This window comes from Citrobacter sp. CtB7.12 (assembly GCF_001297795.1).
GTDB classification, from domain to species: Bacteria; Pseudomonadota; Gammaproteobacteria; order Enterobacterales; family Enterobacteriaceae; genus Citrobacter_A; species Citrobacter_A amalonaticus.
The window spans coordinates 1-26,988 of sequence record NZ_LIFT01000023.1; the positions used below are offsets into that span (position 1 = coordinate 1).

At 52.5% G+C, this 26,988-nt stretch carries 21 protein-coding genes; 9 read left to right on the forward strand and 12 right to left on the reverse strand.

From position 1 onward, the window contains the following. Positions 1-32: 32 nt before the first annotated feature. Both AOY24_RS25080 and mpl read right to left on the reverse strand, forming a co-directional pair. A protein-coding gene (locus tag AOY24_RS25080; protein WP_099433379.1) for an IS3 family transposase occupies positions 33-1,396 on the reverse strand; the annotation gives its coding sequence in 2 pieces (ribosomal slippage) (positions 33-928 and positions 928-1,396; 1,365 coding nt in all). 73 nt (positions 1,397-1,469) lie between these two features. Next, positions 1,470-2,849 (reverse strand): UDP-N-acetylmuramate:L-alanyl-gamma-D-glutamyl-meso-diaminopimelate ligase, encoded by a 1,380-nt coding sequence (gene mpl, locus AOY24_RS20325; RefSeq protein WP_042999216.1) that lies wholly within the window; start codon positions 2,847-2,849, stop codon positions 1,470-1,472. A 175-nt stretch (positions 2,850-3,024) separates the two neighbouring features. Here mpl and fbp point away from each other — a divergent pair, with 175 nt between their 5' ends. Beyond that, on the forward strand, positions 3,025-4,023 hold the full coding sequence (fbp, locus tag AOY24_RS20330; protein ID WP_042999215.1) for a class 1 fructose-bisphosphatase: 999 nt from the start codon (positions 3,025-3,027) through the stop codon (positions 4,021-4,023). 74 nt (positions 4,024-4,097) lie between these two features. Here fbp and AOY24_RS20335 read toward each other — a convergent pair whose 3' ends face one another. From AOY24_RS20335 to ytfQ, 5 genes are all read right to left on the reverse strand, one after another. Next, positions 4,098-5,210, reverse strand: a complete 1,113-nt coding sequence (locus AOY24_RS20335; protein ID WP_072185422.1) for a methyl-accepting chemotaxis protein — start codon at positions 5,208-5,210, stop codon at positions 4,098-4,100. An 81-nt stretch (positions 5,211-5,291) separates the two neighbouring features. Continuing rightward, a complete protein-coding gene (gene yjfF, locus AOY24_RS20340; protein WP_042999214.1) occupies positions 5,292-6,293 on the reverse strand; it encodes a galactofuranose ABC transporter, permease protein YjfF in 1,002 nt (333 codons plus the stop codon). After that, entirely contained in the window at positions 6,280-7,302 is a 1,023-nt protein-coding gene (gene ytfT / locus AOY24_RS20345; protein WP_042999213.1) for a galactofuranose ABC transporter, ATP-binding protein YtfT, read from the reverse strand. The genes yjfF and ytfT overlap by 14 nt, the downstream gene beginning before the upstream one ends. Positions 7,303-7,315: 13 nt before the next feature. Beyond that, positions 7,316-8,818: a galactofuranose ABC transporter, ATP-binding protein YtfR gene (ytfR, locus tag AOY24_RS20350; RefSeq protein WP_042999212.1), complete on the reverse strand. Its 1,503-nt coding sequence runs from the start codon at positions 8,816-8,818 to the stop codon at positions 7,316-7,318. Positions 8,819-8,963: 145 nt separating this feature from the next. After that, entirely contained in the window at positions 8,964-9,920 is a 957-nt protein-coding gene (gene ytfQ, locus AOY24_RS20355; RefSeq protein WP_042999211.1) for a galactofuranose ABC transporter substrate-binding protein YtfQ, read from the reverse strand. 307 nt (positions 9,921-10,227) lie between these two features. Between ytfQ and ppa the strand changes: the two genes are divergently transcribed. Beyond that, complete coding sequence (gene ppa, locus AOY24_RS20360; protein ID WP_042999210.1) at positions 10,228-10,758, forward strand: inorganic diphosphatase; 531 nt, start codon at positions 10,228-10,230, stop codon at positions 10,756-10,758. A gap of 165 nt (positions 10,759-10,923) precedes the next feature. Here ppa and AOY24_RS20365 read toward each other — a convergent pair whose 3' ends face one another. From AOY24_RS20365 to tamA, 3 genes are read right to left on the reverse strand one after another with little or no spacing between them, the layout of a single operon-like run. Next, complete coding sequence (locus AOY24_RS20365; RefSeq protein ID WP_042999209.1) at positions 10,924-11,268, reverse strand: gamma-glutamylcyclotransferase; 345 nt, start codon at positions 11,266-11,268, stop codon at positions 10,924-10,926. A 2-nt stretch (positions 11,269-11,270) separates the two neighbouring features. After that, positions 11,271-15,050, reverse strand: a complete 3,780-nt coding sequence (gene tamB / locus AOY24_RS20370; protein ID WP_054177246.1) for an autotransporter assembly complex protein TamB — start codon at positions 15,048-15,050, stop codon at positions 11,271-11,273. After that, positions 15,047-16,780 (reverse strand): autotransporter assembly complex protein TamA, encoded by a 1,734-nt coding sequence (gene tamA / locus AOY24_RS20375; protein WP_054177247.1) that lies wholly within the window; start codon positions 16,778-16,780, stop codon positions 15,047-15,049. The genes tamB and tamA overlap by 4 nt, the downstream gene beginning before the upstream one ends. Positions 16,781-16,994: 214 nt before the next feature. On the opposite strand from tamA, the gene msrA reads away from it, so the two are divergent. From msrA to AOY24_RS20405, 6 genes are all read left to right on the forward strand, one after another. Further along, positions 16,995-17,636 carry a peptide-methionine (S)-S-oxide reductase MsrA gene (gene msrA, locus AOY24_RS20380; protein WP_054177248.1) on the forward strand — a complete coding sequence of 214 codons (642 nt, stop codon included), beginning with the start codon at positions 16,995-16,997 and terminating at the stop codon, positions 17,634-17,636. Positions 17,637-18,221: 585 nt separating this feature from the next. Then, positions 18,222-18,782, forward strand: coding sequence for a fimbrial protein (locus AOY24_RS20385; protein ID WP_042999205.1), 561 nt, complete (start codon positions 18,222-18,224; stop codon positions 18,780-18,782). Positions 18,783-18,846: 64 nt separating this feature from the next. Next, positions 18,847-19,566, forward strand: coding sequence for a molecular chaperone (locus AOY24_RS20390; RefSeq protein WP_054177249.1), 720 nt, complete (start codon positions 18,847-18,849; stop codon positions 19,564-19,566). 11 nt (positions 19,567-19,577) lie between these two features. Beyond that, positions 19,578-22,100, forward strand: coding sequence for a fimbria/pilus outer membrane usher protein (locus AOY24_RS20395; protein WP_044257205.1), 2,523 nt, complete (start codon positions 19,578-19,580; stop codon positions 22,098-22,100). A 418-nt stretch (positions 22,101-22,518) separates the two neighbouring features. Then, positions 22,519-23,511 (forward strand): fimbrial protein, encoded by a 993-nt coding sequence (locus AOY24_RS24665; RefSeq protein ID WP_082366205.1) that lies wholly within the window; start codon positions 22,519-22,521, stop codon positions 23,509-23,511. 184 nt (positions 23,512-23,695) lie between these two features. Then, a complete protein-coding gene (locus tag AOY24_RS20405; RefSeq protein ID WP_042999204.1) occupies positions 23,696-25,033 on the forward strand; it encodes a hemolysin family protein in 1,338 nt (445 codons plus the stop codon). Positions 25,034-25,114: 81 nt separating this feature from the next. Here the strand turns inward: AOY24_RS20405 and AOY24_RS20410 are convergent, their stop codons facing one another. Further along, positions 25,115-25,321: a DUF1107 domain-containing protein gene (locus AOY24_RS20410; RefSeq protein WP_004857160.1), complete on the reverse strand. Its 207-nt coding sequence runs from the start codon at positions 25,319-25,321 to the stop codon at positions 25,115-25,117. A 323-nt stretch (positions 25,322-25,644) separates the two neighbouring features. Here AOY24_RS20410 and AOY24_RS20415 point away from each other — a divergent pair, with 323 nt between their 5' ends. Beyond that, entirely contained in the window at positions 25,645-26,202 is a 558-nt protein-coding gene (locus AOY24_RS20415; RefSeq protein ID WP_042999203.1) for a YtfJ family protein, read from the forward strand. On the opposite strand, the gene cysQ is transcribed toward AOY24_RS20415, so the two are convergent. Continuing rightward, on the reverse strand, positions 26,192-26,932 hold the full coding sequence (gene cysQ, locus AOY24_RS20420; RefSeq protein WP_042999202.1) for a 3'(2'),5'-bisphosphate nucleotidase CysQ: 741 nt from the start codon (positions 26,930-26,932) through the stop codon (positions 26,192-26,194). The two genes, AOY24_RS20415 and cysQ, sit on opposite strands and share 11 nt — an antisense overlap. Between the last annotated feature and the right edge of the window lie 56 nt (positions 26,933-26,988).

The window sequence follows — 26,988 nt, forward strand, 5'->3', positions numbered from 1 at the left end:
TGGACTGACCCCATAAATCTGGACAGTTTATATTAAGCGGCCTTCAGAGCCTGGGCCCGGTACTCTACCGGACTCAGGCCTTTTAGTTTCAGGCTTATCCGCTCGTTGTTGTAGTAACGGATATAATCCTCTATCGCCTTCCTCAGTTCGCTGATATTGCTGAACTGACTCAGGTAAAAACACTCCGATTTCAGCGTCCCGAAGAAGTTTTCCATCACGGCATTATCCAGACAGTTTCCTTTTCGGGACATACTTTGCGTCATGCCCTGCGCCTTTAACTTTGCCTGATAGCCTGCCATCCGATATTGCCAGCCCTGATCTGTGTGCAGCAAGGGGGCGTCGTCTGGTCCGAGCTTTAAGAACGCATCCCGCAGCATGGTATTAACCATCTCCATCACCGGCCTTTCCGACAGGCTGTAGGAGATTATTTCCCGGTTAAAAAGATCGAGTACCGGCGACAGGTACAGCTTTTTACCCTGCAGCGAGAACTCTGTAACATCCGTAACCCATTTTTCATTGGCTTTTGATGCACTGAAGTTCCTGCTCAGGATATTGGGGGCTGCCTTGCCTGTTTCCCCCTTCCATGAGCGGTATTTCTTCGCCCTTATCAGAGACCGGAGCGACAGCTCTGTCATCAGCCGCTGCACGGTTTTATGGTTCACCAGCAGACCCTGCTTTCTCAGCGAAAGCGTGATCCTGCGGTAGCCATAACGGCCTTTGTGCCAGGCGTATATCTCACGGATTTTATCTTTCAGCCCGGCATGCCTGTCCACCTGCTTCAGGGCATTCATATTGTAATACCATGTACTGCGGGACATGCCTGCCGCGCGCAGGAGGTCTCGCAGAGCGTGCTTATGCCTCAGTTCACTGATTATCAGGGCTTGCTGCCGTTTTTTTCGCTCTGAACCAAGGCCTTCAACTTTTTTAGATAGGCATTCTCTGCCCGCAGGTAACGGAGTTCAGCCCGGAGTTCTTCGGGGGAGAGTTTTTCCAGTTCTTTATCTGTAGGGGATGGGGGGATTTTTTGTTTTGTCATTTTTCCAGGCCGTCCGCGTTGAATGTTTAGCAGTCCTTCCGCTCCGGCATCGTTGTACACGCAGACCCAGTGTCGGACAAGCGTTTCTGCAGAGAGATTAAACCGGGCAGCTGCTTCACGCATCGTCAGGTGGTCACGGATAACCGCCCGGACGACGACGAGTTTAAATTCAGCTGAATGATGTTTATTTTTCCCTGACAGCCCTTCCATACCGTGGAGTTGCCACGCCCTGACCCAGCGACGGACGGAAGTTCTTTCAACACCAAAACGGTCGGCTGTACGCTCTTCTCCGTCTTTTCCGGACAAATAATGATTAACCACAGCCAGTTTTGTTTCAGGGGAATATTTTGGCTTTGCCATAAAAAACTGCACCTTACTCAGTTGAGTGTCCAACTTTTGGGGTGCAGTCCATCAGCGCCACCGGGCATTTTTATTACTCTTCAGCTTCCGCTTCGGCTTTCTTCGCCAGACCATCCAGCAGTTTCTGGTGAATTCCACCAAATCCGCCGTTACTCATCACCAGAATGTGATCGCCCGGCTGCGCCGTTTTCACGATCATCTCTGCCAGCGTATCCACATCCCCGCTCCAGTGAGCAGGCTGAATGCAGGCGTCCGCCACTTCCGCGACTTGCCACGGAATATGCGGTGGTTGCAGCAGATACACTTCATCTGCGCGACCCAATGACGGTGCCAGGTCGTCTTTGCACAGCCCCATCTTCATGGTGTTGGAACGCGGTTCCAGCACGGCGATGATACGCGCCGTGCCGCCTACTTTTCCGCGCAGCGCCGCAAGCGTTGCCAGAATCGCCGTTGGGTGATGGGCAAAATCGTCGTACACCGTGACGCCGTTTGCTTCACCGCGCAGTTCCAGGCGGCGACGGGCATTAATAAATGATCCCAGCGCCTGAGCCGCATCCGCCGGTTGGACGCCAACATGACGGGCTGCGGCGATTGCCATCAGACCGTTGTGCATGTTGTGCTCACCGACCAGCGACCACTTCACGTCGCCGACCTTCTCACCGTCCAGCCACACTTCCCATTCAGAAGCATCGACGTTCAGCTTTTTCGCCTGCCAGTGGCCCTGCTCGCCCACCAGCTCCTGTTCGCTCCAGCAGCCCATCGCCATCGTCTGCTTCAGGTTAATGTCGTGCTCAGGATAGATGATCCGCCCCTGCCCCGGCACAATGCGGACCAGATGGTGGAACTGCTTCTGGATCGCTTTCAGATCGTCAAAGATATCCGCATGATCAAACTCAAGGTTATTGAGGATCAGCGTACGCGGGCAGTAATGTACGAATTTGGAGCGTTTATCAAAGAAGGCGCAGTCGTACTCATCCGCTTCAATCACGAAAAAGTTGCTTTCGCCCAGACGCGCAGAAACGTCAAAGTTCCCCGGCACGCCGCCAATCACAAAACCGGGTTTGTAACCGCAAGCGTCCAGAATCCAGGTCGCCATGCCGGCGGTCGTGGTTTTACCGTGCGTTCCCGCAACGGCCAGCACCCAACGATCGCGCAACACAAAATCATGCAGCCACTGCGGGCCGGACATGAACGGAATGTTTTTCTCCAGCACCGCCTCAACGCACGGATTCCCACGGGTCATGGCATTGCCGATGATCACCAAATCCGGCTGCGGGTCGAGTTGACTGGGGTCATAACCCTGAATCAAATCAATGCCCTGATTCTCAAGCAAGGTACTCATCGGCGGATACACATTGGCGTCCGAACCCGTTACTTCATGACCGAGCGAGCGCGCCAGCATCGCCAGACCGCCCATGAACGTGCCACAAATTCCCAAAATATGAATGCGCATACGTCACTATCCTAATTTAACCCAGGGGGCATTTTACGCATATGTCAGCCAAGTGAGAAACGCATTTCAGGATAATCCGTAGTTTGCTGGCGCGATTCACCTGAGCGCAGCCACTGAAATATTTGTTAAGATTGTTACGGTCGCTTTACTCCATATTAATTGCAGGGAAAGTGTTATGAAAACGTTAGGTGAATTTATTGTCGAGAAGCAGCACGAGTTCTCTCATGCTACAGGTGAGCTCACTGCGTTGTTGTCGGCAATAAAGCTGGGCGCCAAGATCATCCACCGCGATATCAACAAGGCCGGTCTGGTCGATATCCTGGGTGCCAGCGGTGCTGAGAACGTACAGGGTGAGGTTCAGCAGAAACTCGACCTGTTCGCGAACGAAAAACTGAAAGCTGCACTCAAGGCGCGTGATATTGTCGCGGGTATTGCCTCTGAAGAAGAAGATGAAATCGTCGTTTTCGAAGGCTGTGAACACGCGAAATACGTGGTGCTGATGGATCCGCTGGATGGATCGTCCAACATCGATGTTAACGTCTCTGTCGGGACCATTTTCTCTATCTACCGCCGCGTGACGCCTGTCGGCACGCCGGTCACGGAAGAAGATTTCCTGCAACCAGGCAACAAGCAGGTTGCTGCGGGTTACGTGGTTTACGGCTCTTCCACCATGCTGGTTTACACCACCGGCTGCGGCGTCCACGCCTTTACCTACGATCCGTCACTGGGTGTGTTCTGCCTGTGTCAGGAGCGGATGCGCTTCCCGGAGAAAGGCAACACCTACTCCATTAACGAAGGCAACTACATCAAATTCCCGAACGGCGTGAAGAAGTACATCAAGTTCTGCCAGGAAGAGGATAAATCCACGCAGCGCCCGTATACCTCGCGCTACATCGGCTCACTGGTTGCTGACTTCCATCGTAACCTGCTGAAAGGCGGGATCTACCTTTACCCAAGCACCGCCAGCCACCCGGACGGTAAACTGCGTCTGCTGTACGAGTGCAACCCAATGGCGTTTCTTGCGGAGCAAGCGGGCGGCAAGGCGAGCGACGGGAAAGAGCGTATTCTGGATATCACGCCGGAAAGCCTGCACCAGCGTCGTTCGTTCTTCGTCGGCAACAACCATATGGTTGAAGATGTAGAACGCTTTATCCGGGAATTCCCGGACGCGTAAAACTCTTGCCGGATGGGCTGACGCTTTATCCAGCCTACACACTAAGCGCCTCTCCCCGGAGAGGCGTTTTTTTGTCAGGCGGTCTGCAATTTAAACGACGCCATCGCTTCAATCAACGCGTGCGACTGCTCTTCCAGCGATCGGGTTGCCGCAGAAGACTGTTGTACCAGCGCCGCATTCTGCTGCGCCGTTTCATCCATCTGACTCACCGCGATATTCACCTGTTCGATACCGCGACTCTGCTCCTGCGACGCACTGGCGATTTCCCGCATCAGTTTGGTCATCCGCATGACTTCGCTGGCAATCTCATCCATCGTTTCGCCTGCCTGCATCGCCAGATCGCTGCCCTCTCCCACCTGTGACTGCGAGTCGCCAATCAGCGTACGAATCTCTTTTGCGGCCTCCGCGCTACGGCTGGCCAGATTGCGCACTTCGCCCGCCACCACGGCAAAACCGCGCCCCTGCTCTCCCGCGCGCGCCGCTTCAACCGAGGCGTTCAGCGCCAAAATATTGGTCTGGAACGCAATCCCGTCGATCACGCCAAGAATATCGGCGATACGATTAGCACTCCCGGAAATGTCGCGCATTTTTTCAATGACATAACAGACCATTTCACTGCCGCGATCGGCGGTATCAGAAACCGATTTCGCCAGTTGATGCGCCTGATCGGCGTTTTCCGCATTCTGTTTCACCGTTGCGGTAAGCTCCTCCATGCTGGCGGCAGTTTGTTCCAGCGAGGTCGCCGTCGATTCGGTGCGTGTCGCCAGATGAATATTGCCCGCCGTCAGTTCACGACTGCCGGTGTCTATCTGCGAACTGGCATCGCGAACGCGTCTGACAGATTCACTCAGCGCCATGCGCATCCCTTCAAGCGCGGCCTGCAGGCGATTAAACTCGGCGCTGGCATAACGGCTTTCTGCCGCCGACAAATCTCCCGTTGCCAGGCGTTCCAGTTGTTCAACCACATTATCGAGCGGTTTCAGCAGCTTATTACGCAATAACAGCCAGACCACTGCCAACAGGGCGATGGCCGTCAGCGTCGTCGCGGTCATCACTCCGTAATAAATCCATGAGGTAATGATTCGCGTGGAGGCGTAAATCCCCATGCCGCCTGTTAGCAGCAATAACAGGGTAATAAGCGACAATAAAACCAACAGGGTATTTCGTAGGGAGAGGGATTTTGGCATCGTTATTTTCCGGTTGTAAGATATACAGAAACTATCGACAACAACCGGAAAAAGTTTAGGTGTTTAAGTAAAATCTGTGTCTCACTTCGGCGTCGCTGCCGGGCCGACTCGTGTTACCGGCGAGCTCTGTCGATTTTCCCAAAGCACCGTCAGACCGCGCTGCAACGCAATGAAAATAAATAACAAAACGCCAATGGCAATTTTCGTCCACCATGAACTGAGCGTGCCGTCGAAGTTAATGTAGGTCTGGATCAGCCCCTGAATCGCCACGCCAAACAGCGTTCCAAGAACCGTACCGACCCCACCGCTCAGCAACGTACCACCGATCACCACCGAAGCGATCGCATCCAGCTCTACACCCACTCCCGCCAGCGCGTAGCCAGCCTGGGTGTAAACAGAAAAGACAATCCCGGCCAGCGTCGCCAGCCCGGTTGACAGCATATAAATGCGGATCGTGGTGCTACGGGTGGAAATCCCCATCAGGTTCGCCGATGTCGCATTCCCGCCAATGGCATACACCTGATTGCCAAACCGGGTGCGATGCGCGAGGAAAATCCCAATGACCACCACCGCCAGCATCAGCAGGCCCATCGCGCTCAGACGCCCACCGCCGGGGATTTTCCACGCCAGGCTGGAAAGCGTGTCATAGATGGGATGATTAATCGGGATCGACTCTTCCGATACCAGGTAACTGACCCCGCGCAGGAAAAACATACCGGCAAGCGTGATGATAAACGCCGGGATCTTCAGCGCATCAATCAGCAACCCCATGAACGCGCCAAACGCGCAGCCCATCGCCAACACCAGCGGAAACGCCAGTAACGGCGAGATCCCCCAGTAGCCGATAGCCTTCGCCAGGAATACGCCGGTGAAGGCGATCACCGATCCCACGGAGAGATCGATCCCGCCGGAGAGGATCACAAAGGTCATCCCCACGGCGATGATCCCCAGGAAGGCATTATCGGTCAGAATGTTGCAGATCACGCGCGTGGAGGCAAAGCCGGGAAACTGCGTCAGACAATAGAGATAGCCCAGCACGAAAACCCCGAGGGTGATCATTAACGGTAAATTACGTTTTATCACGACCACGCACTCCTTTTAGCAAACTGATAAAGCGCTGTGACTGCACAATCAGTACGCACAGCACCACGATGGCTTTGACCACCTGGTTCATCTCCGGCGGAAACCCGGACAGCAGGATCCCGGTGTTCATCCCCTGAATGATCAGCGCGCCCACCACTGATAGCAGCAGATTAAAGCGCCCGCCCATCAGGGAACCGCCGCCGATCACCACCGCCAGAATGGCGTCCAGCTCCAGCCACAAGCCGGCGTTGTTGGCATCGGCACCGCGAATATCCGCCGTGACGATAATCCCGGCAATTGCTGCGCACAGCCCGCTCAACACATAGGTGAGCATAACGATGACTCGTGTGTTGACGCCGGCATTTTTCGCTGCCCGGATGTTAATCCCCACCGCTTCAATAAACATCCCGAGCGCCGTTCGCCGGGTCAACAGCCAGAACAGCAGCAGCGTGATCAGCGCGATAATCACCGGCGTGGGAAACAGCAGCAGCGAGCCGCTGCCGAACCAGGAGAGCGTGGGCGAGTTGAAGGTGACAATCTGTCCAGAGGTGATCAGTTGCGCCACGCCGCGACCCGCCACCATCAGGATTAGCGTGGCGACAAACGGCTGAATTTTGAGGATCGCCACCAGGACGCCGTTCCACAGGCCAGCCAGCACGCCGGTCCCCAATGCGGCAAGCAGGACCACTGGCAGGCTGTGACCGGCGACGGTCATCGCCGCGGTCGTGGCGCCGGCAATCGCCATCACCGCGCCAACGGAAAGGTCAATGCCGCCGGTGGCAATAACCAGCGTCATCCCTATCGCCAACAGCGCGACGGGAGCGGCGCGATTCAGGATATCGATCGGGCTGCCGAACAGACGACCGTCCTGCAAGATAATCTGGTAAAAGTGGGGGGCGACGAGGCTGTCCACCAACAGCACCAGCAGCAGCGCAATCAGCTGCGGCATACCGGTCGGCCAGCGAAAGCGTCGCTTTGGCGGCGTGGTTTGCGGAAGAGATTGGGGCATCACAAGAGTCTCCTTACGCCGCGATGGCGTTCATGATCGCCGGAACGGACAGTTCAGCCAGCGGGATCTCCGCCACCTGTTTGCGGTCACGCATGATGATCACCCGATCCGCATAGCCTACCAGTTCCTCCAGCTCCGAGGAGATCACCAGCAGCGCCAGACCATCGGCGCACAGCGTTTCGATCAGGCGGATGATCTCGGCATGCGCGCCTACGTCGATCCCTCGCGTCGGTTCATCGAGGATCAGAAACTGTGGTTTAGTCAGCAGCCAGCGCGATAGCAGCACTTTTTGCTGGTTGCCGCCGGAGAGAAACTCGATCGGCTGTTCTGCGCTGGGGGTGCGAATGCCAAGCTGACGGATAAACCGCTCGGCAATGTCGTTTTGTTCTTTGCGCGCAATCGGCCGCAACCAGCCGCGCTGGGCCTGCAATGCCAGGATGATGTTTTCGCGCACCGAGGCGGCGGCAATAATACCGTCCGTTTTGCGATCCTCCGGACAAAAACCGATCCCCAGGCATGATGCCTGATGAGGGGATCGCAGCGTCTGCGGTTTTCCTCTGATCAGCGCGCTGCCGCTGTCCGCCGGTTTGATACCGAAAATCACCTCGGCCGTTTCGGTGCGCCCGGATCCAAGCAGTCCCGCCAGACCGACGATCTCACCAGGTCGTACTTCGAGATCGAACGGGGAGATCGTCCCTTTCTTACCGAAACCTTTGAACGCGGCCACCGGTTTATCACTCAACAAGGTACGCCCCGCACGCTGTAACGCATGAGTGTCCAGCTCGCGTCCCAGCATCATTTTGACCAGTTCAATCTGCGGCAGCTCGCGGGTTTCCCGACAGCCGACAAAACTGCCGTTACGCAGGACGGTGATCCGATCGCTGACCTGATAAACCTGATCAAGAAAATGGGTGACGAAGATCAGACTCACGCCGCGATCGCGCAGATGCCGCATTAAGCCGAACAGCATCTCAACCTCTTGCGTATCGAGACTGGCGGTAGGTTCATCAAGGATCAGAACTTTGGCAGAAAGATCGATCGCCCGGCAGATCGCGACGATCTGTTGCATCGCCACCGAATAGCGGTTCAGCGGTTCGCGCACGTCGAGGGAAAAACCGTAAGACGCCATTAGCGCCGTAGCGCGCTTTTCCATCTCTTTGCGCCGTAGCAGGCCAAATCGACGCGGTTCACGACCAATAAACAGGTTATCCGCCACCGACATATTCGGCAGCAGGTTCACTTCCTGATACACCGTGCCAATGCCCAGCTGTTGGGCATGTGCGGTATTTCTGGGGGAGATGGCACTGCCTTCCAGCCAGATACTACCGCGATCGGCATGATAGACGCCGGTCAGTGCTTTGATGAGCGTGGATTTTCCGGCCCCGTTCTCGCCGAGCAGCGCCATAATTTCGCCGCGACGCAGACTGAAATCGACGTTATCCAGCGCTTTGACGCCAGGAAAGAATTTACTTAATCCCTCTGTACGGAGGATCTCCTGGTGTTGTTCCGCGATCATAATAGCCCTCCGCGACAAGAGTGTGACTCTGGAGGCCCGTAGGCCGGATAAGGCGGTTACGTTGCCATCCGGCAGAACCTTTGCCTGATGGCGCTTCGCTTATCAGGCCTACGGTGTTAGGTATGCCCCCAGAACGGGTCTGAACTTAGTAGCCCATGTTTTTCTTCTTCTCTAACTCTTCTTTCGCGGTATCCGGCAGATACAGCGTCGACTTGGTGATCGTGACCTTCTCAGGCATCGTGCCATCTTTCTTGAACTTCTCGAGCGCGTCGAAGGCCGGGCCTGCCATGTTCGGCGTCAGTTCAACGCTGGCATTCGCTTCACCGTCGATCATCGCTTTGTAGATGTCCGGTACGCCGTCAATAGAACCGGTCAGAATATCTTTGCCCGGTTTCAGCCCCGCTTCTTTGATCGCCTGAATAGCCCCGATCACCATGTCATCGTTATGGGCATAAACCATGCAGATGTTCTTGCCGTTGTTCTCGGCTTTGATAAAGCTCTCCATCACCTCTTTACCTTTACTACGGGTAAAGTCGCCGGACTGAGAGCGGATAATTTTGATGTTTGGTGCTTTGGCGATGGCTTCAGCAAACCCTTTCTTACGGTCAATCGCCACGCTGGCCCCGACGGTACCCTGCAGCTCAACCACATTACACGGCTTGCCGTTCACCTCTTTGATCAGCCAGTCGCCGATCAGTTGACCTTCCAGCACGTTGTTAGCGGTGACGGTGGTCATATAGAGAGATTTGTCTTTGACATCGATGGAACGATCGAGCAAGAAGACCGGGATCTCAGCATCTTTCGCTTCCTTCAGCACCGGCTCCCACCCTGTTGCCACTACCGGCGCAATAAAGATGGCATCGACGCCCTGAGCGACAAAGGAACGCACGGCTTTAATCTGGTTTTCCTGCTTTTGCTGACCGTCAGCGATTTTCAGCGTGATGCCGCGCTTCTCGGCCTCGCTTTTCGCCACGTTGGTCTCTGCGGCGCGCCAGCCGGACTCAGAGCCGACCTGCGAAAATCCTACGGTTAATGGGGCGGCCATGGCCATAGACGACATGGCTGCCGAAACTGCTGTGACGATAAGTAAGCGCTTCCACATAACTGTGTCCTCGTAGGGTAGGTTATTGTTGGTTAAGAAACAGTCGCGAAAAAACTATAGACAATCGAGCATGTAACGGATTGCGTTACATCACACTTCAAAAAAGTAAATAGAACGTTAATCACAAGTTTGTAATCGCTTTCATTTACCTATGAAAAAAGCGGCTGAAGATATGGATTTTTCTGTCATGCGAGTGGTCTGAAAAGACCAGCGGGAGACGAGTGAAAACGAAATCAGGCGGAGACATTCGGCGCGAGATAGCTATAATACTCGCCACTTGTTTACGACACAGTTAAAGGAAACAGACATGAGCTTACTCAACGTCCCTGCGGGCAAAGACCTGCCGGAAGATATCTACGTTGTTATCGAGATCCCGGCTAACGCCGATCCGATCAAATACGAAGTCGACAAAGAGAGCGGCGCACTGTTCGTTGACCGCTTCATGTCCACCGCGATGTTCTATCCGTGCAACTACGGTTACATCAACCACACCCTGTCCCTGGACGGTGACCCGGTTGACGTACTGGTCCCGACCCCGTATCCGCTGCAGCCAGGCTCCGTTATCCGTTGCCGTCCGGTTGGCGTACTGAAAATGACCGACGAATCCGGTGAAGATGCGAAACTGGTTGCTGTACCGCACACCAAGCTGAGCAAAGAGTACGATCACATCAACGATGTGAACGACCTGCCGGAACTGCTGAAAGCGCAGATCACGCACTTCTTCGAGCACTATAAAGATCTCGAAAAAGGCAAATGGGTGAAAGTCGACGGTTGGGACAACGCTGAAGCGGCGAAAGCTGAAATCGTTGCCTCCTTCGAGCGTGCGGCGAAGAAGTAATTCGTCCTGTCGAGCGAAGCCCCGCATGTCGGGGCTTTTTTGTGTCCGTAAACGCGAGTCACCGACACAAAAAACTACGCCACCCGAAGGTGGCGTGGTAAAAGTGCTGGCAAACAAGGAAATGCCTGATGACGCTACGCTTATCAGGCCTACCCTGCGCGCTACTCAGTACTGGTCTCTGTCTAACCAGTTACCGCTTTCGATCAGTGTTAATCCCTCCACCGGGCGCTGGTACACGTACATCCATGCACTGCCATACGGCGTCTGGATCAACTGGCGCGCGTATTCACCGCCGCGGGTGCGCAGCGCATCCAGTTCGGCCAGAGTGGCGTTATCAATACGATAAACCTCACCGTGTACCGTTCCGTTCCCCGGAACTGCGCCTGGATAGTGGCCCAGGCTATACAACTGGTAGTTATCGATACTGTAATCGCCCAGCAACTGGGCGTTGGTCATCCAGTGGCTGTTGCCTTGTTTGGTTCGTAAACTGCCGTAGACAAATATTCGCATTGCTAAAACTCAAACTGATAGAGCAAATCCAGTGCCTGATCTACGCCAGACACGGCTTCCAGATATAGCTTAGGCATCAGGCGATAACGTAACGTGAGTGTCGCCAGTGAGTCAAATATACCCACACCATATTTCACCTGCAGACCTGGCAGTACGTATCCGCTGACGACCACCTGGGAGGAGTCGCCCACCCCCTGAGTATCCAGTGCCAGATTGCTTACGCCAAATGTCTCCCCGATTTTACCCACAACCTGACCACTTTGTGCAACCCCCAGGCCAATGAGCATTGAGGTCATCGCCGCGCTGTCGCTCTGATCGCTGCTCAGACCCTGGCCGCGCAACAGATAAGAGAGCGCTTCCTGCTGCGACATTGCCGGATCAGAGAAGATCTCAGCCTTCGGTTCATCTGCCGTTCCGGTGACGCGAACACCCGCGATCACGTCATCTTCGGTGGCTTCCGGGTTACGAATAGCCTCGATATTCAGCAACGGTTGGTCCGGCGGTCCAGAGAACAACAGTTCGCCTTTCCGCACAATCAGATCCTGACCGTAGGCGTGGAAACGGCCTTCCGGAATGTTGATCTGTCCGTTCAGCCCCAGCCCTTGCTTATCCTGCACCACGTTCAGATCGCCTGTCAGACGGGCTTTCAGACCAAACGCATTCATCCGCACGTTGTTACCCACATGCACAATCAGATTGCTGTTGATCGGGATCCCGGCGCTCTGCGGCTTCTCAGGCTGCAGGTCGTTATTGAGCATCACTTCATCGCTGGAGACGCCCACCGCGCTCTCTGGCAAGTCATGAACCACAATACGCGCCCACGGCACGTCCACCCGGCCATCGAGAGTGAACAGACTCGGCGTCGCTTCAAACACGACATCCGGAGAAACATCCAGTCGCACCATCGGCGGTACGGTGATACGTACCCTGCTGCCTTTCGCCGCCACACGCGCACGCCAGTTGTCGATCTGACTCCAGTCCGCGTCGCCGCTTAAGTTGATCTGCCCCTGCTGGGTTCGTATCACCCCGGCAAGCGTCGAGCGGGTACCGTTGAAATTCATCGCCAGTTGGCTCGGCTGCATATCAAACGGCATAAAGTTGCCGTCGATATCCAGCCCGCTTAGTTGCAGTTGCCCAAACATTTGCGGGCTCTGTACATCGCCGCCCAGACGCAGATTGGCGCTCAGCATCCCCGCCGCCTTTTCGCCGCGCGCGAAGATCGGGTTGACCATCGCCAGATTCACGTTGCGAATGTTGACGTTGCCGCCCAGGTTACGACGCCCTTGCGGATCGGTCACCTGCACCTGTCCGTCAAGCTGACCATTATTGGTCAGGCGGATCCGCCAGCCCAGTTCTGCACGATTGTTGCGCAGATCGGCTGTCACGTTCAGGGTATCGAACGCCAGCGGCAGCGGCGCATCGTTCACCGTCTGCGTCACCTTCACGTTACGCCCGGAGAGCGTGACATTACCCTGCGGCAGCCCTTCTTTGGTGGTGTCCCACGAAACGTCCGCTTTGCCAGTAAATACACCACTGGCCTGCGTCGCCTCCGGCATAAACGGTTTCAGCATCGCCAGATCAAAGCGGTTAAGATTCACTACCGCCCGCCCTTTGGCACCCGCATCGATGGTTTGCGGCACGCACAGTTCAGCATTCGGGTTGGCCCAGCAGTGCGGCCCGATACTGATTTTCTGCTCTTTGTTACGATAGTCCAGCGCGATGGCGCGAGTCAGGGTCAATGGCCCGACCGGCGTCTGGAAGCGGGTATTGCTCAGCGAGCCTTTCCAGCGCTCTTCTTTACGATCAAAACTCCCCGCCAGATCGAGCTGGCCGGAGACCGGCTCGCCCTGAACACGTAATTGCAACTCGTGCTGCTTCTCGCTGCCTTTGGCGTTCAGGGTCACAAGGTTGATGTTCACGTCGGGCTGCGAAATACGTTCAACCCGTACACTGAGGTTACCGGCAATCTGATCCGTCGATTTGATATCGCCTTCCACACGCACCTGCGCCACGGACAGTTCCTGCCAGCGCAGCCCGCGGGCGGTGATATCCGCCAGCAGTTGCGGAGCGTCGACGGTACCGCGCACCTTGACCAACCCTTTTGCCGTACCACCGAGTCCCGGCAGCGCGTTGTCCAGTCCCGGCGCGTCGATGATCGCATCCAGATTGAGATCTTTTACGCCCAGCTCGCCTTTCACATCGGCGCTGTTTGGTCCCAGTTCCAGATGCAGGCCCGGAATGGTCCACTGCAAATAGCTGTTGCCTTTCAGCGATCCGTTGACGTTAACCTTGTTCTGCTTAACGTTCCCGGTCAGTTTCAGCTCCGGCACGTCCATCTGCCAGGTGCCGCCATACAGGCTGCCCCGGGTTTTGATCAGGCCATTGAGCTTCGACGGCCAGTCGGGGAGCTCTTTCGCGGTGTTGATGCCGTCCAGCGTCAACTCGCCTCGCCAGCTGATCGCCTGTTGCCAGTCCACCAGTGCTTTCAGCTCGGTTTTCCCTTCCAGCGCCGCCACGCTGAGTTTATCGAGATTAATTTGCTGTTCGTTGCCTTTCGCATCAAGGGTAATGGTCGCCGGCGGGATATCCTGCCCTTTCACCGCCGTACGCATCGACAGCGTGTAGTCCGTCATCTTGCCGGTGAGCTTGAGCTTGATATCGTCGGCCTGGAACTGTTTGTCGCCGGTAAAGGGCCAGTAAATCTGCTTACTGACCACCTCCAGATTCAGCGGCAGGCCGGCTTCCGCCAGACGCGTCTGGGCACGCAGATCCATGTCCACCGGCCCGGAAAGGTTAACACCCACTTCCAGTTGTTCACGCAGCGCCCCACCCACCTTCAGCTTCACCTTCTCGCCCTTCAGCGGATCGACGTTCAGCGTGCTGTTCAGGGTGATGTCTACCGGCCAGTTATTGGTCAACTGGGCCGTACCGCTGGCATTCACCGTACCCTGACTGGAGTCGATATCGAGCGCATCGAGCTTCATGTTGCCGTCGATGCTGCTTACTTTCAGCAGCAGGTTATACACCGTCAGGTCAGTATCGCCGGTGATACGCAGTTGTTCGCCTTTAAACGCTTCAATATTGAGATTGAGCGGCAGATGCACGTCCGTCATCTCCGGCAGAACCGGCTGCGAAAACAGATCTTTCAGCGTTTCACCAAGCGGTTTTTCATCCGGCTGCGGGTTCTGGATCTTCGGCTCGACCACCTCTTCCTGAGCCACCTCCGCCACTTTCGGCAGCGCGATCAGCAATCCCTGTAACGACGTGGGTTTCAGGGTCAGATCCTTCTCTTGCCAGTGCAAGCCGGAGGTAAAATCCATCACCGACACGATGGTGTCATCGATTTTAATATTGACGTTATTTAGCGCCACGCGAGAAAGCGTGATCGGATACGGCGTGGAGAGATTCAGCGGCCCGCTGTCCTCTTCTTCCTCTACCTGCTCAGAAGGCGGCATTTTTTTACTGTCGATCGCCACATTAATGTCTTTGAGCGACAGATCGTTCACGCACAGGCTGCTGTTCCACAGGCAATTCAACCCGACCGCCAGATGCACTTCCCCGGCGTTAACCGCCACACCAGGCTGGTCAAAGCGGATATTTTTCAGCGACAAATCACGCCAGCCGCCGGTGACCTGACCAATTTCCAGCCCCGGTACCCAGCGATTTGCCGCATTGAAGATCAGATGCAGGCCGGTTGTTGTTCCAACCAGAAACGCCACCGTTCCCAGCAACAGCAGGATAAAAATTAGGATGCCGAGGCTTATCTTCTTCCATAAACTCATAATTCAGGCCCCAGACCGATGTAAAACTGTAAACCGTGCTCCTCTTTGTCGCCGACCGGCACGGCAAAATCGAGCTTAATTGGCCCAACCGGAGACTGCCAGCGTACCCCCACCCCGGCGCCGGTTTTGAAATCGCTTTTGCGGATATCACTGACCGCTTCACCGCTATCGACAAACATCGCCCCCCACCATTTACCGGTCACGTTGTACTGGTATTCCAGCGATCCGGTCACCAGCTTCGAGGCCCCTTTCAGATCGCCGTTGCTGTACTTCGGAGAAATGGATTTGTATTTATAGCCGCGAATACTGCGGTCCCCCCCGGCGAAGAAACGCAGGTCCGGTGGCACCTTGTCGAAATCACCGGTTTCGATCCAACCCAGGTTGCCACGCGTGACGAAACGATGACGATCGTACAGGGTACGGATCCAGACGTTTTGCGCCTGAAAGACCGAGAAGTCGACATCAGAGCCCCAGGCGGTGTTGGAATAATCAATAGAGTAACGCTGGGAATCGCCCCAGGTGGGCATCAGTCCGCCGCGCGAACGGGTTCGGCTGATCATCACGCCGGGATAGAGCAGCATGGTAGTGTTCGTCACCTGCCCCTGCGTAAAGTGGTCGAGACTCCAGCGCAGGTTAATGGCGCGCTGCCAGCCGCTGGAAAGGTCCCAGTAGCGGGAAACCGCAAGCGTGGTGGAGTCCTGTTCGGTATCGTTGAGATCGGTACGCTTAAAGCCGCCCTGTACCAGATAGTACTGCTCCAGCGGGTTCTTCAGCAGCGGCATTTTGTAGCTGAAATCCAGTTGCTGTTCAGGCGATGAGATACTGGCGCTGGTCGTCAGGCTGTGACCGTAGGAGTTCATCCACGGTTTTTTCCACGTGGTCTTCACGCGCGGCCCCACGTCGGTGGAATACCCCACCCCGGTCTCAATGGTGTTTTCCGTTCGCGGTGAAACCACACCCTTCAGCGGCAGTACTTTGGTTTTTCGCGCTTTGTCGAATTCGGGCGCCACAACCACGGAATTAAACCAGCCAGTCGCCGAGAGTCGACGGTTCAGCTCGCCGAGATCTTTTGACTCGTATGCATCCCCTTCTTTAAAGGGCACCAGATTTTGCAGATACTCCTCGCGGATCTGCGAACCTTCAAAGGAGACGTGACCAAAGCGATAACGTTCACCACTGTCGTAATCGATATCCCAGAACGCCTGATGGCGATCAAGCGCAATACCCAACTGGCTCTTATTAAATTCGCTGTCGAAATACCCTTTACGTAGCGCCACGCTGGTGAGGGATTTTTTAAAGCTGTCATAATCCCCATGATCGAGCACCGTACCGATTGCCGGACGCGTTTTCAGCAGATCCAGGTAATCTCTGTCGGTACGCGCGCCGCCGCGTAAAATGACTTCTGTTCCGCCAATGCGCACCGGTTCACCGGGTGTCACTTTGGCTACCAGTACCTGACGCCCTTTCGCCGGAGGCGGACGCAGATCGAAATCGATGGTCGGTTCATAATAACCGAGCGCCTTCAGCCCTTCGCGGATAGCGTCATCCACGCGCGCGCGAAAACGCCGATCCGGCGTGACTTCATCACTCTGGATAGTTGAGAGTTGTGCCCGGACGTTTTTCTCCAGTTCTCCTGATAGCCCTTCGACCTGTAGACGGACGTTCGCGGCAAAAGCAGAACTACTCAAACACAGCAGGCTCACCCAACATAACTGACGGATATGTGGCACTTTTTCTCCTGAAATCCCTTATTTCCACCCCTGGAAAAAAATCATAACGCCGCTCCACGGCTTAACAAAAACCCAACAATTGGGGTTGAAAAACAGACGACACCCCAAATATTTCTTATGTTTACTGTAGACGTATTCGTAACGGTTATTGTGTGCAAATACGCGTCTTGTTACAACCTTAACCCCAATTACTGATTTTCGGGAGAACGGCACCATGAGTTTATTTGATAAAAAGCATCTGATTTCACCGTCAGATGCCCTCCCTGGGCGCAATACCCCGATGCCCGTGGCGACGCTGCATGCCGTCAACGAACACTCGATGACAAATGTCCCCGAAGGGATGGAAATCGCCATTTTCGCCATGGGCTGTTTCTGGGGCGTAGAGCGGTTGTTCTGGCAACTGCCTGGCGTTTACAGCACCGCGGCAGGATACAGCGGTGGCTATACGCCCAACCCCACCTACCGGGAAGTCTGCTCCGGTGAAACGGGCCACGCCGAAGCGGTGCGCGTGGTGTACGACCCGGCGGTCATCAGTTATGAGCAATTGCTGCAGGTGTTCTGGGAAAACCACGATCCGGCACAGGGCATGCAGCAGGGCAATGACCACGGCACTCAGTATCGTTCGGCTATCTATCCGCTGACGCCGGAACAGGACAGCGCCGCGCGCGCAAGCCTGGAGCGTTTCCAGGCCGCCATGCGCGCAGCGGGCGACGACCGTCCTATCACCACCGAAATCAGCAACGCGACGCCGTTCTATTACGCTGAGGAAGACCATCAGCAGTATCTGCACAAAAACCCGTACGGCTACTGCGGTATCGGCGGGATTGGCGTCTGTTTACCGCCTGGAACAAAATAGAGATTATCAGGGTCCTGAGGGACCCTTTCTTTTTCATCAGTCCCGTAAGCGATAATTAATGGCATTCTCTCCATGAGCCATCGCCAGCCGCGTTTCAGATAAACAAATAGACAAAACTAATAGTTAATAACTATTTTCAATACTCTACATACCATTTGAACCAACAGATTGTTCACTTCCCCTACAAAGCAATAACTAAAAAATAACTATATGTTTATTAGCTATTGCAATTAATCATTCGTTGCCATCATGCCTCGTGCACCAGGCCCGATTACCCCTTGAACGTCTGTATGATGGGCCCATCCAACATCGTAGATAACAAATATAAAATTTTAACACCTCGCTGCAAAATTGTAATAATCAAGTAAACCAACCATATAGCAATAATAATTTCATCCAAAATTAGATTATAATCTCCTTGAATGGTTTACATAGAATGTCATAATTTAATTTTCAAACAGAAACACTTAATTACAAAACTTCAAGTGAGCATGGGATTTTTCCATATTGCCACCCATAGATACACCATATGGAAATAACATACGATCACGATATCACTTATATATTATTCTATGGAGCCAGGCTATGAATAGAAAATTAAAATTAATATCAGCAATGGTATTATCATCAGTTGCCATCGGTAATGCGCATGCTGCGTTGACGGATGATCAGGGAACTGTACATTTCCAGGGGAAAATTATTAATCCGCCCTGTGAAGTATCAACAGATTCAAAGACGGTAAACGTGACTTTCACGCCTATGGTCGCAACTACCTTTGCCGCTATCGGCTCTGAAAATCCGCAAACCCAGGACGTAGTGATTAATCTGAAATCCTGTCCAGCCGATACCACCATCAACCTGACGTTCTCTGGTGCGACTGCCACGACCAGCGATCAGCTGAAAGCAATGACAGGTTCGGATGCCACGGGTGTCGGTATTGTCATGTATGGAACTGGCAGTGCAGCTAGTACAAAAGTTGTTTTTGACAACAAGCCGGATGCGGCCTTTGCACAAACTACGCCAGCCGGTGAAGCCAGTGACCTGGCGTTTAATTATAAGGCTAAAGTTGTTGCAACTGTCACGCCAGCGGATATCAAAGGTGGCGATTTCACGGCAGATACAACCTATACCATTTCCTATCCTTAATGATAAAAGCGTAGAGAAGGCATATTGAATGATATGCCTTTCTGGCTTGCCTTATGATTTGTGAATGATGAAAAAATTAATACGTAATTCCTTTTTGTTAACATCTATATTAACGTGCGCGCCAGCGATTTCAGGTGTGCAGGTTGGCGCAACCCGTATTGTGTACCCATCCAATAGTGATGAGGTTCAGTTGACTGTTCAAAGTAAAAGCACATCAACGAATCATCTGGTTCAGGCATGGGTAAGTAATATAGACGATCAAGGTGATGCGCCTTTTATTGCTACCCCCCCTCTTATGAAGCTTGGAGCAGGCCAGGAAACTATTTTCCATTTTATTTATGCCAAAAAAGGAGCTGAACTTCCTAAAGACAGGGAGTCCGTATTCTGGGCTAATATTAAATTTATCGCCAGCACGCCTGAAAACATGCGCGATCAGAGTAAATTGCAGATTGCATCCAGAACGCGCATTAAGCTTTTTTATCGCCCGACATCTCTTAAGGATAACGAGGCTTTTAGCGCCTACGAAAAAATTAATTTTTCAAGGCAGGGTAATGCACTGAATATAACCAACCCAACCCCTTTTTATGTGACATTTAACTCTATTACTGTTGATGGCAAACCTGTCACTGCCCCAAAAGATACCTTAACAGCCATGACAATGATGGTGGCACCGTATGGGCATATTTCACTGCCAGCAGCATTAAAAGCGAATTCAGTGATCAAATGGAACGCTATTAGCGATTACGGCAGCGCCACACCGAGTAAAGAATCTGTATTAAAATAAGGTTGAATAGAATGGCCAGAGGCGATATAAGCAGTCAAAATCGTTCGGAAAGGTTTGCTTATTCTGCATTAGCCTTAGCGGTAATGCTCTTGAGCACTTATGCCGTTGCGGAAGACCAGTTTAATCTGAACGCCTTAAGCCATGATACGCCACTCGCCGACAGCAATATCCTGCAAAAGTATATTGCCGATAACGAAATGCTGGAAGGCAGTTTTTTATCAACTATTTATTTTAATTCTAATTATGTAGAGAAAAAAGAAATCAACTACAAACTCTCTACAGATAGAAACCGACTTGTTCCTGCTCTCACCAAAGCAGATTTACGTCGTTACGGTGTCAACGTTGATGTGCTCTCAGGCTTTCAAAAAGTGAAGGACGAAGACACCATTGGGAATATTGGGCAATATATAGACGGTGCCAGTTATACCTATAGCGAGAAAACGCAGCGTCTGGATATCCGCGTACCACAGATAGCCTTAAATCAGGAAGCGAAAGACGCGGTCTCACCCGAATTATGGGATGATGGCTTACCTGCCCTCCTGTTAGGCTACTATTATAGTGGATCACAGTTGTACGCCCGAAACAGTAGCGACGGAAATACAAACAGTAATTTTTTAAGTTTAAACTCGGGTGCTAATCTTGGCGGATGGCGGCTGCGCAATGTATCGAACTATTCCGGCGAAAAGTGGGACGAGCTTTCAACAACGTTGACGCATGATATTAAAACGTTGCGCAGCCAATTTTTAGCCGGGGACAGCAGCACACCTTCGGACATTTTTGATAGCATTCAGTTTCGCGGCGTCAGAGTCTATTCTGATTCCACTATGCATCCTTATAGCGAGCAAGGATTTGCGCCGCTGATTCGTGGTATCGCGCACAGTGATGCTAAAGTCACCATCAAACAAAATGGCTATAAAATTTACGAAACCTACGTCGCTCCTGGCACGTTTGAAATTCGGGATATTAATCAGGTTTCATCCGGGAGTGACTTCGACGTTATCGTGACCGAAGTTGACGGCAGCGAACATACTTTTACCCAATCGTCTTCCTCCTTACCGGTCATGCTGCGTAGTGGCAGTTATAGTTATAGCGTGGCCTACGGCAAATATCAGAGCAATGATGTTTCCGACGCGCCTGATTTCGGCCAGGCTCAGCTTATTTATGGTATGCCATGGGGAATGACTGTCTATGGTGGGCTGATTGGTGCCGATATATATCAGTCTGCTGCTCTGGGTATTGGTATGGATTTGCACGCTGTGGGCTCAATTTCTTTTGATGCCACTCAGGCCAAAAGCCAGCTTAATGATGATCAAAATGAAACCGGTATGTCATACCGTCTTCAGTATGCGAAAAACATAGATGCGACTAACACTAACCTGACTATCGCCAGTTATCGCTATTCTTCTGCAAATTTTTACACTTTTGCGGAAACACTTAACCATCGAGACTCAGCGGATATAGCCGATGATATGTACTCCTACAGAGATCTCTATAACCGCCGGAGCCGTGCACAAATCAACATCAGTCAAGCATTGGGAGAATGGGGTAGCTTATATCTGTCGGCTTATCAGCAGGATTACTGGAAACTGAATAAGTCTGAGCGTAATTTCACGTTAGGCTATAACGTGATGCTCAATAATGTTTCGTACTCATTTAACGCGTCACAAACGCAGATGCCCACCAGCCAAACGGATACGCAATATTTATTAACCATTGGTATTCCATTGGATAAATGGTTGCCGCAAACCTGGGCGACTTATGCACTTAACTCTTCACAGCAAGGCAATGCGGGACACCAGCTTGGTATTAATGGCATTGCGCTGAAAGACAATAACTTAACTTACAATATACAACAGTCATACTCAGAGCAGAACAACGCAACAAGCGGCAGCATGAATGCCGCTTATCGCGGCTCATCCGGTACACTGAGCGGTGGTTACAGTTATGATAATAATAGTCAGCGCGTGAATTACAGTGCACAGGGCGGCATAATCGCTCATCCTTTTGGTGTAACCTTAGCGCAAACCTTACCGGAAACCATGACATTAGTTCGCGCACCCGGTGCCGCAAATATTAACGTCAGCGGCGCATCAGGTATTTATACGGATAAACGTGGTTATGCCGTAGTTCCTTACAGTAATCCCTATCGGCAAAACACTATATCGCTGAATACCAGTGGCAGTAGAAATAGTGATATTAGCGATCCGGTAAAAACTGTCGTACCGACTCGTGGTGCAGTGGCTCTCGCGGATTATAAAGTGCGCAGTGGAGCACGTGTGCTTTTTACATTGCTGCACGGTAATAGTACTGTTCCCTTTGGCGCTCTGGTCTCAACCCCGCAAGAGGAAGAGAACCCAACCAGCCTCGTCGACGATCACGGTCAGGTTTATATCACCGGTGTCTCCAAAGGGATGAAACTGGTGGCCCTATGGGGAAATGGCAGTGATCATACTTGTGAGACGCACGTCCCCTCATTATCCGAAAGCGCTGACAGCGAAGCGACCGTAATGCGCCTCTCGCTGGAATGCCATTAATATTGCCAGGTGACAAGATGCGAAATAAAGAATGAGTCCGTGCTGCCGTGATAACGTCTCTTTCTCCTCATGGAGATACCACAACACCGGTACGCGTCCGATATTAATGTTACCTGTCTGAAAATGATCCGTACCAGCATAAAATTTAATAGTACGACGATAAATGGAAAAAACACTATGCTTCAGTTAGATAATGTTGATATACCCTCCTCTGCTCAAGGGGGCGGTATTCAAATTCCATCCAATATCCAACCTGTTTATTTCATTGGACAATATGATTTATTAACTCACATAACAACACAAGTGACCTTGTCCTGTCAGACCTGTTTAATAGGCTTAACCGCGCTATTAAGACCGTAGATGTCAACGCAACGGCGACATTCGATATGATTTAGCGTTACTACTTTACGGATTAATTATGATTTCACGTTTTATACTGACCTGGATACTGCGTATTTTCTTTAGTGTCTGTGCAATATCTTTATCCTGCTCAGCATGGGCAGATTGTACCCTGAGGAACGGTACAAGTACCGTTTTACAGCAAATCAATATACCTGCATTAAGGTTAAATTATACTAACCCGGCAGATACTATTCTTTGGGAAAGCCCCGTTATCACTGCCTCCACTATGGCGGATATCTATTGTTATACTGATCAAGTGGTTGAATCAGGCTATCAATCAGCAAAGACACCGGTAAGTGACATTTCTACTTCCTATGTTTATGAAACAAACAATCCTGGCATTGGTATAAAAATCCTGGCCGGTCAGGATATGTCCAATTTAATCCCCATGGCCTGGCCGCATGGGACTGAGCAAGCTAAGGCGAGTTACGCTTACAAGCAACAAAATTACTTTAAAGTTCAATTAATTGCTACCGGGTCACGAATTACTACCGGTGTCCTGAATTTAACTAATTACAGCGTTGAACGTGTGTTTGGCTCTGCCCGTCAGTATTTAATGTCCTTTAATCCAACCTCGGTGTTCGTGCAATCTGTTGGCTGTGATATTGAAACCAAAGATATTACCGTCCCATTAACAGGATCACAGGGGATTGCTATCACATCACTTCCTCGTTCCGGCAACACCACCTCTCCCGTAAGCTTTGATATTGTTCTTAATTGCGAACAGGGCACGAATGTGAACATAAAATTTGACGGCACCACCACCGACGGTCAAAAAAAGACGTTGGCGTTGGATAATCCTAATCAGAGTTCCTCCGCTCGCGGTGTTGGCGTACAAGTGATGTATAACTACCAGCCCGTCACCTTCGGAAAAGAGGTTTATTTACTGAGCAATGCAGATTCAACGACGATTACCTTGCCTTTTCAGGCGTGGCTGATTCGTCTGAGCGATGCCATCGAGGCCGGAGACGTCAACGCAACGGCGACATTTGATATGATTTATCGCTGATGGTTTTCTCACTTGCCAACAGAAAGAGATCGACGTTTACCCACCGCTAGCGGCCTGCCCCGCCCTTACGCTATACTAGCCCCTGAACTTACCGGCTCACCTCCACGGGCCGGTTTTCATTAAGTTTTACCACATGGATTTATCAACTTCCCTTCCGAGGATCTGGCGTGACGCCGGATAAGATATGTTAAACAGTATTTTCATTATTCTTTGCCTGATCGCTGTGAGTGCGTTCTTCTCGATATCCGAGATCTCACTTGCTGCCTCACGTAAAATTAAGCTCAAACTGCTGGCCGATGAAGGCAATCTCAATGCGCAACGCGTGTTGAAAATGCAGGAAAACCCGGGGATGTTCTTCACGGTGGTGCAAATCGGTCTGAACGCGGTCGCCATTCTTGGCGGTATCGTCGGTGACGCCGCATTTTCCCCCGCTTTTAACTCGTTATTCTCTCGCTATATGTCGCCGGAACTCTCTGAGCAGTTGAGCTTTATTCTCTCCTTCTCGCTGGTCACCGGTATGTTTATCCTCTTCGCGGACTTAACCCCGAAACGCATCGGTATGATTGCACCAGAAGCTGTGGCTTTGCGTATCATCAACCCGATGCGCTTCTGTCTGTTCGTTTTCACGCCGCTGGTGTGGTTCTTCAACGGGTTGGCGAACGTGATCTTTCGCATCTTCAAATTGCCGATGGTGCGCAAGGATGACATCACGTCTGATGATATTTATGCGGTGGTGGAAGCTGGGGCGCTCGCAGGCGTATTGCGTAAACAGGAACATGAGTTGATTGAGAACGTGTTCGAGCTGGAATCGCGCACCGTGCCGTCATCGATGACGTCGCGTGAAAACGTGATCTGGTTCGATCTGCATGAAGACGAGCAGAGCCTGAAAAACAAAGTGGCGGAACATCCGCACTCCAAGTTCCTTGTCTGTAACGAAGATATTGACCACATCATTGGTTACGTTGACTCGAAAGATTTACTGAATCGTGTTCTGGCGAATCAGAGTATGGCGCTGAACAGCGGCGTGCAGATCCGCAACACCCTGATTGTTCCGGATACGCTAACTCTTTCTGAAGCGCTGGAAAGCTTCAAAACCGCCGGTGAAGACTTTGCGGTGATCATGAACGAATACGCGCTGGTCGTGGGGATCATCACGTTGAATGATGTGATGACCACGCTAATGGGCGATCTGGTCGGCCAGGGTCTGGAAGAGCAGATTGTGGCGCGCGACGAGAACTCCTGGCTGATTGACGGCGGTACGCCGATCGATGACGTGATGCGCGTGCTGGATATCGACGAGTTCCCGCAATCAGGTAACTACGAAACGATTGGCGGCTTTATGATGTTCATGCTGCGTAAAATCCCGAAACGGACCGATTCCGTGAAGTTCTCGGGCTACAAATTCGAAGTGGTGGATATCGATAACTACCGTATCGATCAGTTGCTGGTGACCCGCCTGGACAGTAAACCAAGCGTACTGGTGCCGAAACTGCCGGACGTTCAGGGAGACGTTAAAGCGTAGTATTCGCTTATTCTGCCTGCTCCAGAAACATCAACGGCTCCCAATGGGAGCCGTTTTTTAAACTACTGCATAGCACTTTGGTTAAGCCATCTCAGTTTGCAGACGCAGAACCTGACGGTTAACTTCGGACATCACAGACAGATGCTGTTTATCCTTCACTTTTGGGATAAGAATCTTGCCCTTATCAAACTCAAAAGCGCCAACGTCCTTGATATATAACCGTCCACGGAACAGGATCTTCACGTACTTCGCCACTTGCAGTGGGTTGTACCGTTGGAAAATTTTCATTGTTATCTCCTGCTTAAGTCACGCCCTTGTGGTCCCACAATCGGTCCAACCGTTCTAAGGCGCAAAATTTAATGCCATTTGACTATAGACTATCTGTACGATGTTTCCAGCGCGTATAAGTTTATTTACCTTTTCATTACAGTTAATCAGAATCATCTCTGAATCAGGGTGCGGTCCTCAGTATAAGCCTTCGTTTTTCGCAGGATTTGTGCGCCCGTCCGCAAACTGGCATCACTCTTGCGGGAAAAAGCATCATTCGCACATATGATTAAAAATCAGACCCAAGTGGTCGGATCACCTGCAAACAATAAGAAGGAAACACCATGACCTTACGTAAGATTCTCGCGCTGGCGTGCCTGTTAGCGCCAATGATGGCCTCCGCGCATAGCTTCGAAACGGGCCAGCGCGTCCCGCCGGTAGGGATTGCGGATCGCGGCGAATTGATTCTTGAAAATGATAAGTTCAGCTATAAAAGCTGGAACAGCGCACAGTTGCCCGGGAAGGTGCGAATCCTTCAGCACATCGCCGGACGCACCTCTGCGAAAGAAAAAAATGCGACGCTGATTGAAGCGATCAAAGCAGCAAAACTGCCCCATGACGTTTACCAGACCACGACGATCGTCAACACTGACGACGCGATTCCTGGCTCCGGTATGTTTGTGCGCAGCAGCCTCGAGAGCAATAAGAAGCTCTACCCGTGGTCGCAGTTTATTGTCGACAGCAACGGCGTGGCCCGTAAAGCCTGGCAACTGGATGAAGAGAGCTCTGCTATCGCGGTGCTTGATAAAGACGGTCGCGTACAGTGGGCAAAAGACGGGGCGCTCACCCAAGAAGAGGTGCAGCAGGTGATTACCCTGCTGCATAAGTTACTCAATAAATAGAGACCCGAAAGCCGGGGTTGAGGAACGACTCACGCGGGGTGTAGTCCAGCGGTTTACCCTGCCAGTCGTGAACGTGCGCCCCGGCTGCCGCCGCGACAGCATGGCCCGCAGCGGTGTCCCAGACGTTGGTCGGTCCAAAGCGCGGGTACAGTTGCGCCTGTCCCTCCGCGACCAGGCAGAACTTCAGCGACGAACCAATCGACGTCGTCTGGTGCTCGCCCAGCTGTTGTAAATATTCTTTCAGTTCGTTGTCTGCGTGGGAGCGGCTAATCACCACCAGCGGCGGACGCGCGTCACGGACCTGAATTTGCTTGCGCACATTGCACTCTTCTTTCCAGGCTTTGCCGTCCGCCGCGCTGTACATCACTTTCATCACCGGCGCGTAGACCACGCCCAGTACCGGTTTGCCCTTCTCGATAAGCGCAATATTTACGGTAAACTCGCCGTTGCGTTTGATGAACTCTTTGGTGCCATCCAGCGGATCGACTAACCAGTAGCGCTGCCAGTGCCGACGCACGTCCCAGGCTGGCGGGTCCTCTTCGGAGAGCACTGGAATATCTGGCGTCAATTGCGTCAACCCTTCAAGAATCACCGCGTGCGCCGCGATATCGGCCGCTGTCACCGGGGAGTCGTCCGGCTTGCTGGTAATCTCCATCGGTTTGACTCCATCATAAACCTGCATAATGGCATCGCCCGCGTTCCGTGCAAGCTGGCATACGTGTTCTAGCATTCTCCACCTCATTTGTGGCAGTGGTCTTAACTCATTGTTTTACTTATACCCGATCA

What these genes read in the sequence shown, in the direction of transcription:
- mpl (WP_042999216.1), bottom strand. Translation starts at nt 2,849, where the DNA reads ATGCGCATTCATATTTTGGGAATTTGTGGCACGTTCATGGGCGGTCTG.
- fbp (WP_042999215.1), top strand. Translation starts at nt 3,025, where the DNA reads ATGAAAACGTTAGGTGAATTTATTGTCGAGAAGCAGCACGAGTTCTCT.
- AOY24_RS20335 (WP_072185422.1), bottom strand. Translation starts at nt 5,210, where the DNA reads ATGCCAAAATCCCTCTCCCTACGAAATACCCTGTTGGTTTTATTGTCG.
- ytfT (WP_042999213.1), bottom strand. Translation starts at nt 7,302, where the DNA reads ATGCCCCAATCTCTTCCGCAAACCACGCCGCCAAAGCGACGCTTTCGC.
- ytfR (WP_042999212.1), bottom strand. Translation starts at nt 8,818, where the DNA reads ATGATCGCGGAACAACACCAGGAGATCCTCCGTACAGAGGGATTAAGT.
- ytfQ (WP_042999211.1), bottom strand. Translation starts at nt 9,920, where the DNA reads ATGTGGAAGCGCTTACTTATCGTCACAGCAGTTTCGGCAGCCATGTCG.
- ppa (WP_042999210.1), top strand. Translation starts at nt 10,228, where the DNA reads ATGAGCTTACTCAACGTCCCTGCGGGCAAAGACCTGCCGGAAGATATC.
- AOY24_RS20365 (WP_042999209.1), bottom strand. Translation starts at nt 11,268, where the DNA reads ATGCGAATATTTGTCTACGGCAGTTTACGAACCAAACAAGGCAACAGC.
- tamB (WP_054177246.1), bottom strand. Translation starts at nt 15,050, where the DNA reads ATGAGTTTATGGAAGAAGATAAGCCTCGGCATCCTAATTTTTATCCTG.
- msrA (WP_054177248.1), top strand. Translation starts at nt 16,995, where the DNA reads ATGAGTTTATTTGATAAAAAGCATCTGATTTCACCGTCAGATGCCCTC.
- AOY24_RS20385 (WP_042999205.1), top strand. Translation starts at nt 18,222, where the DNA reads ATGAATAGAAAATTAAAATTAATATCAGCAATGGTATTATCATCAGTT.
- AOY24_RS20390 (WP_054177249.1), top strand. Translation starts at nt 18,847, where the DNA reads ATGATGAAAAAATTAATACGTAATTCCTTTTTGTTAACATCTATATTA.
- AOY24_RS20395 (WP_044257205.1), top strand. Translation starts at nt 19,578, where the DNA reads ATGGCCAGAGGCGATATAAGCAGTCAAAATCGTTCGGAAAGGTTTGCT.
- AOY24_RS24665 (WP_082366205.1), top strand. Translation starts at nt 22,519, where the DNA reads ATGATTTCACGTTTTATACTGACCTGGATACTGCGTATTTTCTTTAGT.
- AOY24_RS20405 (WP_042999204.1), top strand. Translation starts at nt 23,696, where the DNA reads ATGTTAAACAGTATTTTCATTATTCTTTGCCTGATCGCTGTGAGTGCG.
- AOY24_RS20410 (WP_004857160.1), bottom strand. Translation starts at nt 25,321, where the DNA reads ATGAAAATTTTCCAACGGTACAACCCACTGCAAGTGGCGAAGTACGTG.
- AOY24_RS20415 (WP_042999203.1), top strand. Translation starts at nt 25,645, where the DNA reads ATGACCTTACGTAAGATTCTCGCGCTGGCGTGCCTGTTAGCGCCAATG.
- cysQ (WP_042999202.1), bottom strand. Translation starts at nt 26,932, where the DNA reads ATGCTAGAACACGTATGCCAGCTTGCACGGAACGCGGGCGATGCCATT.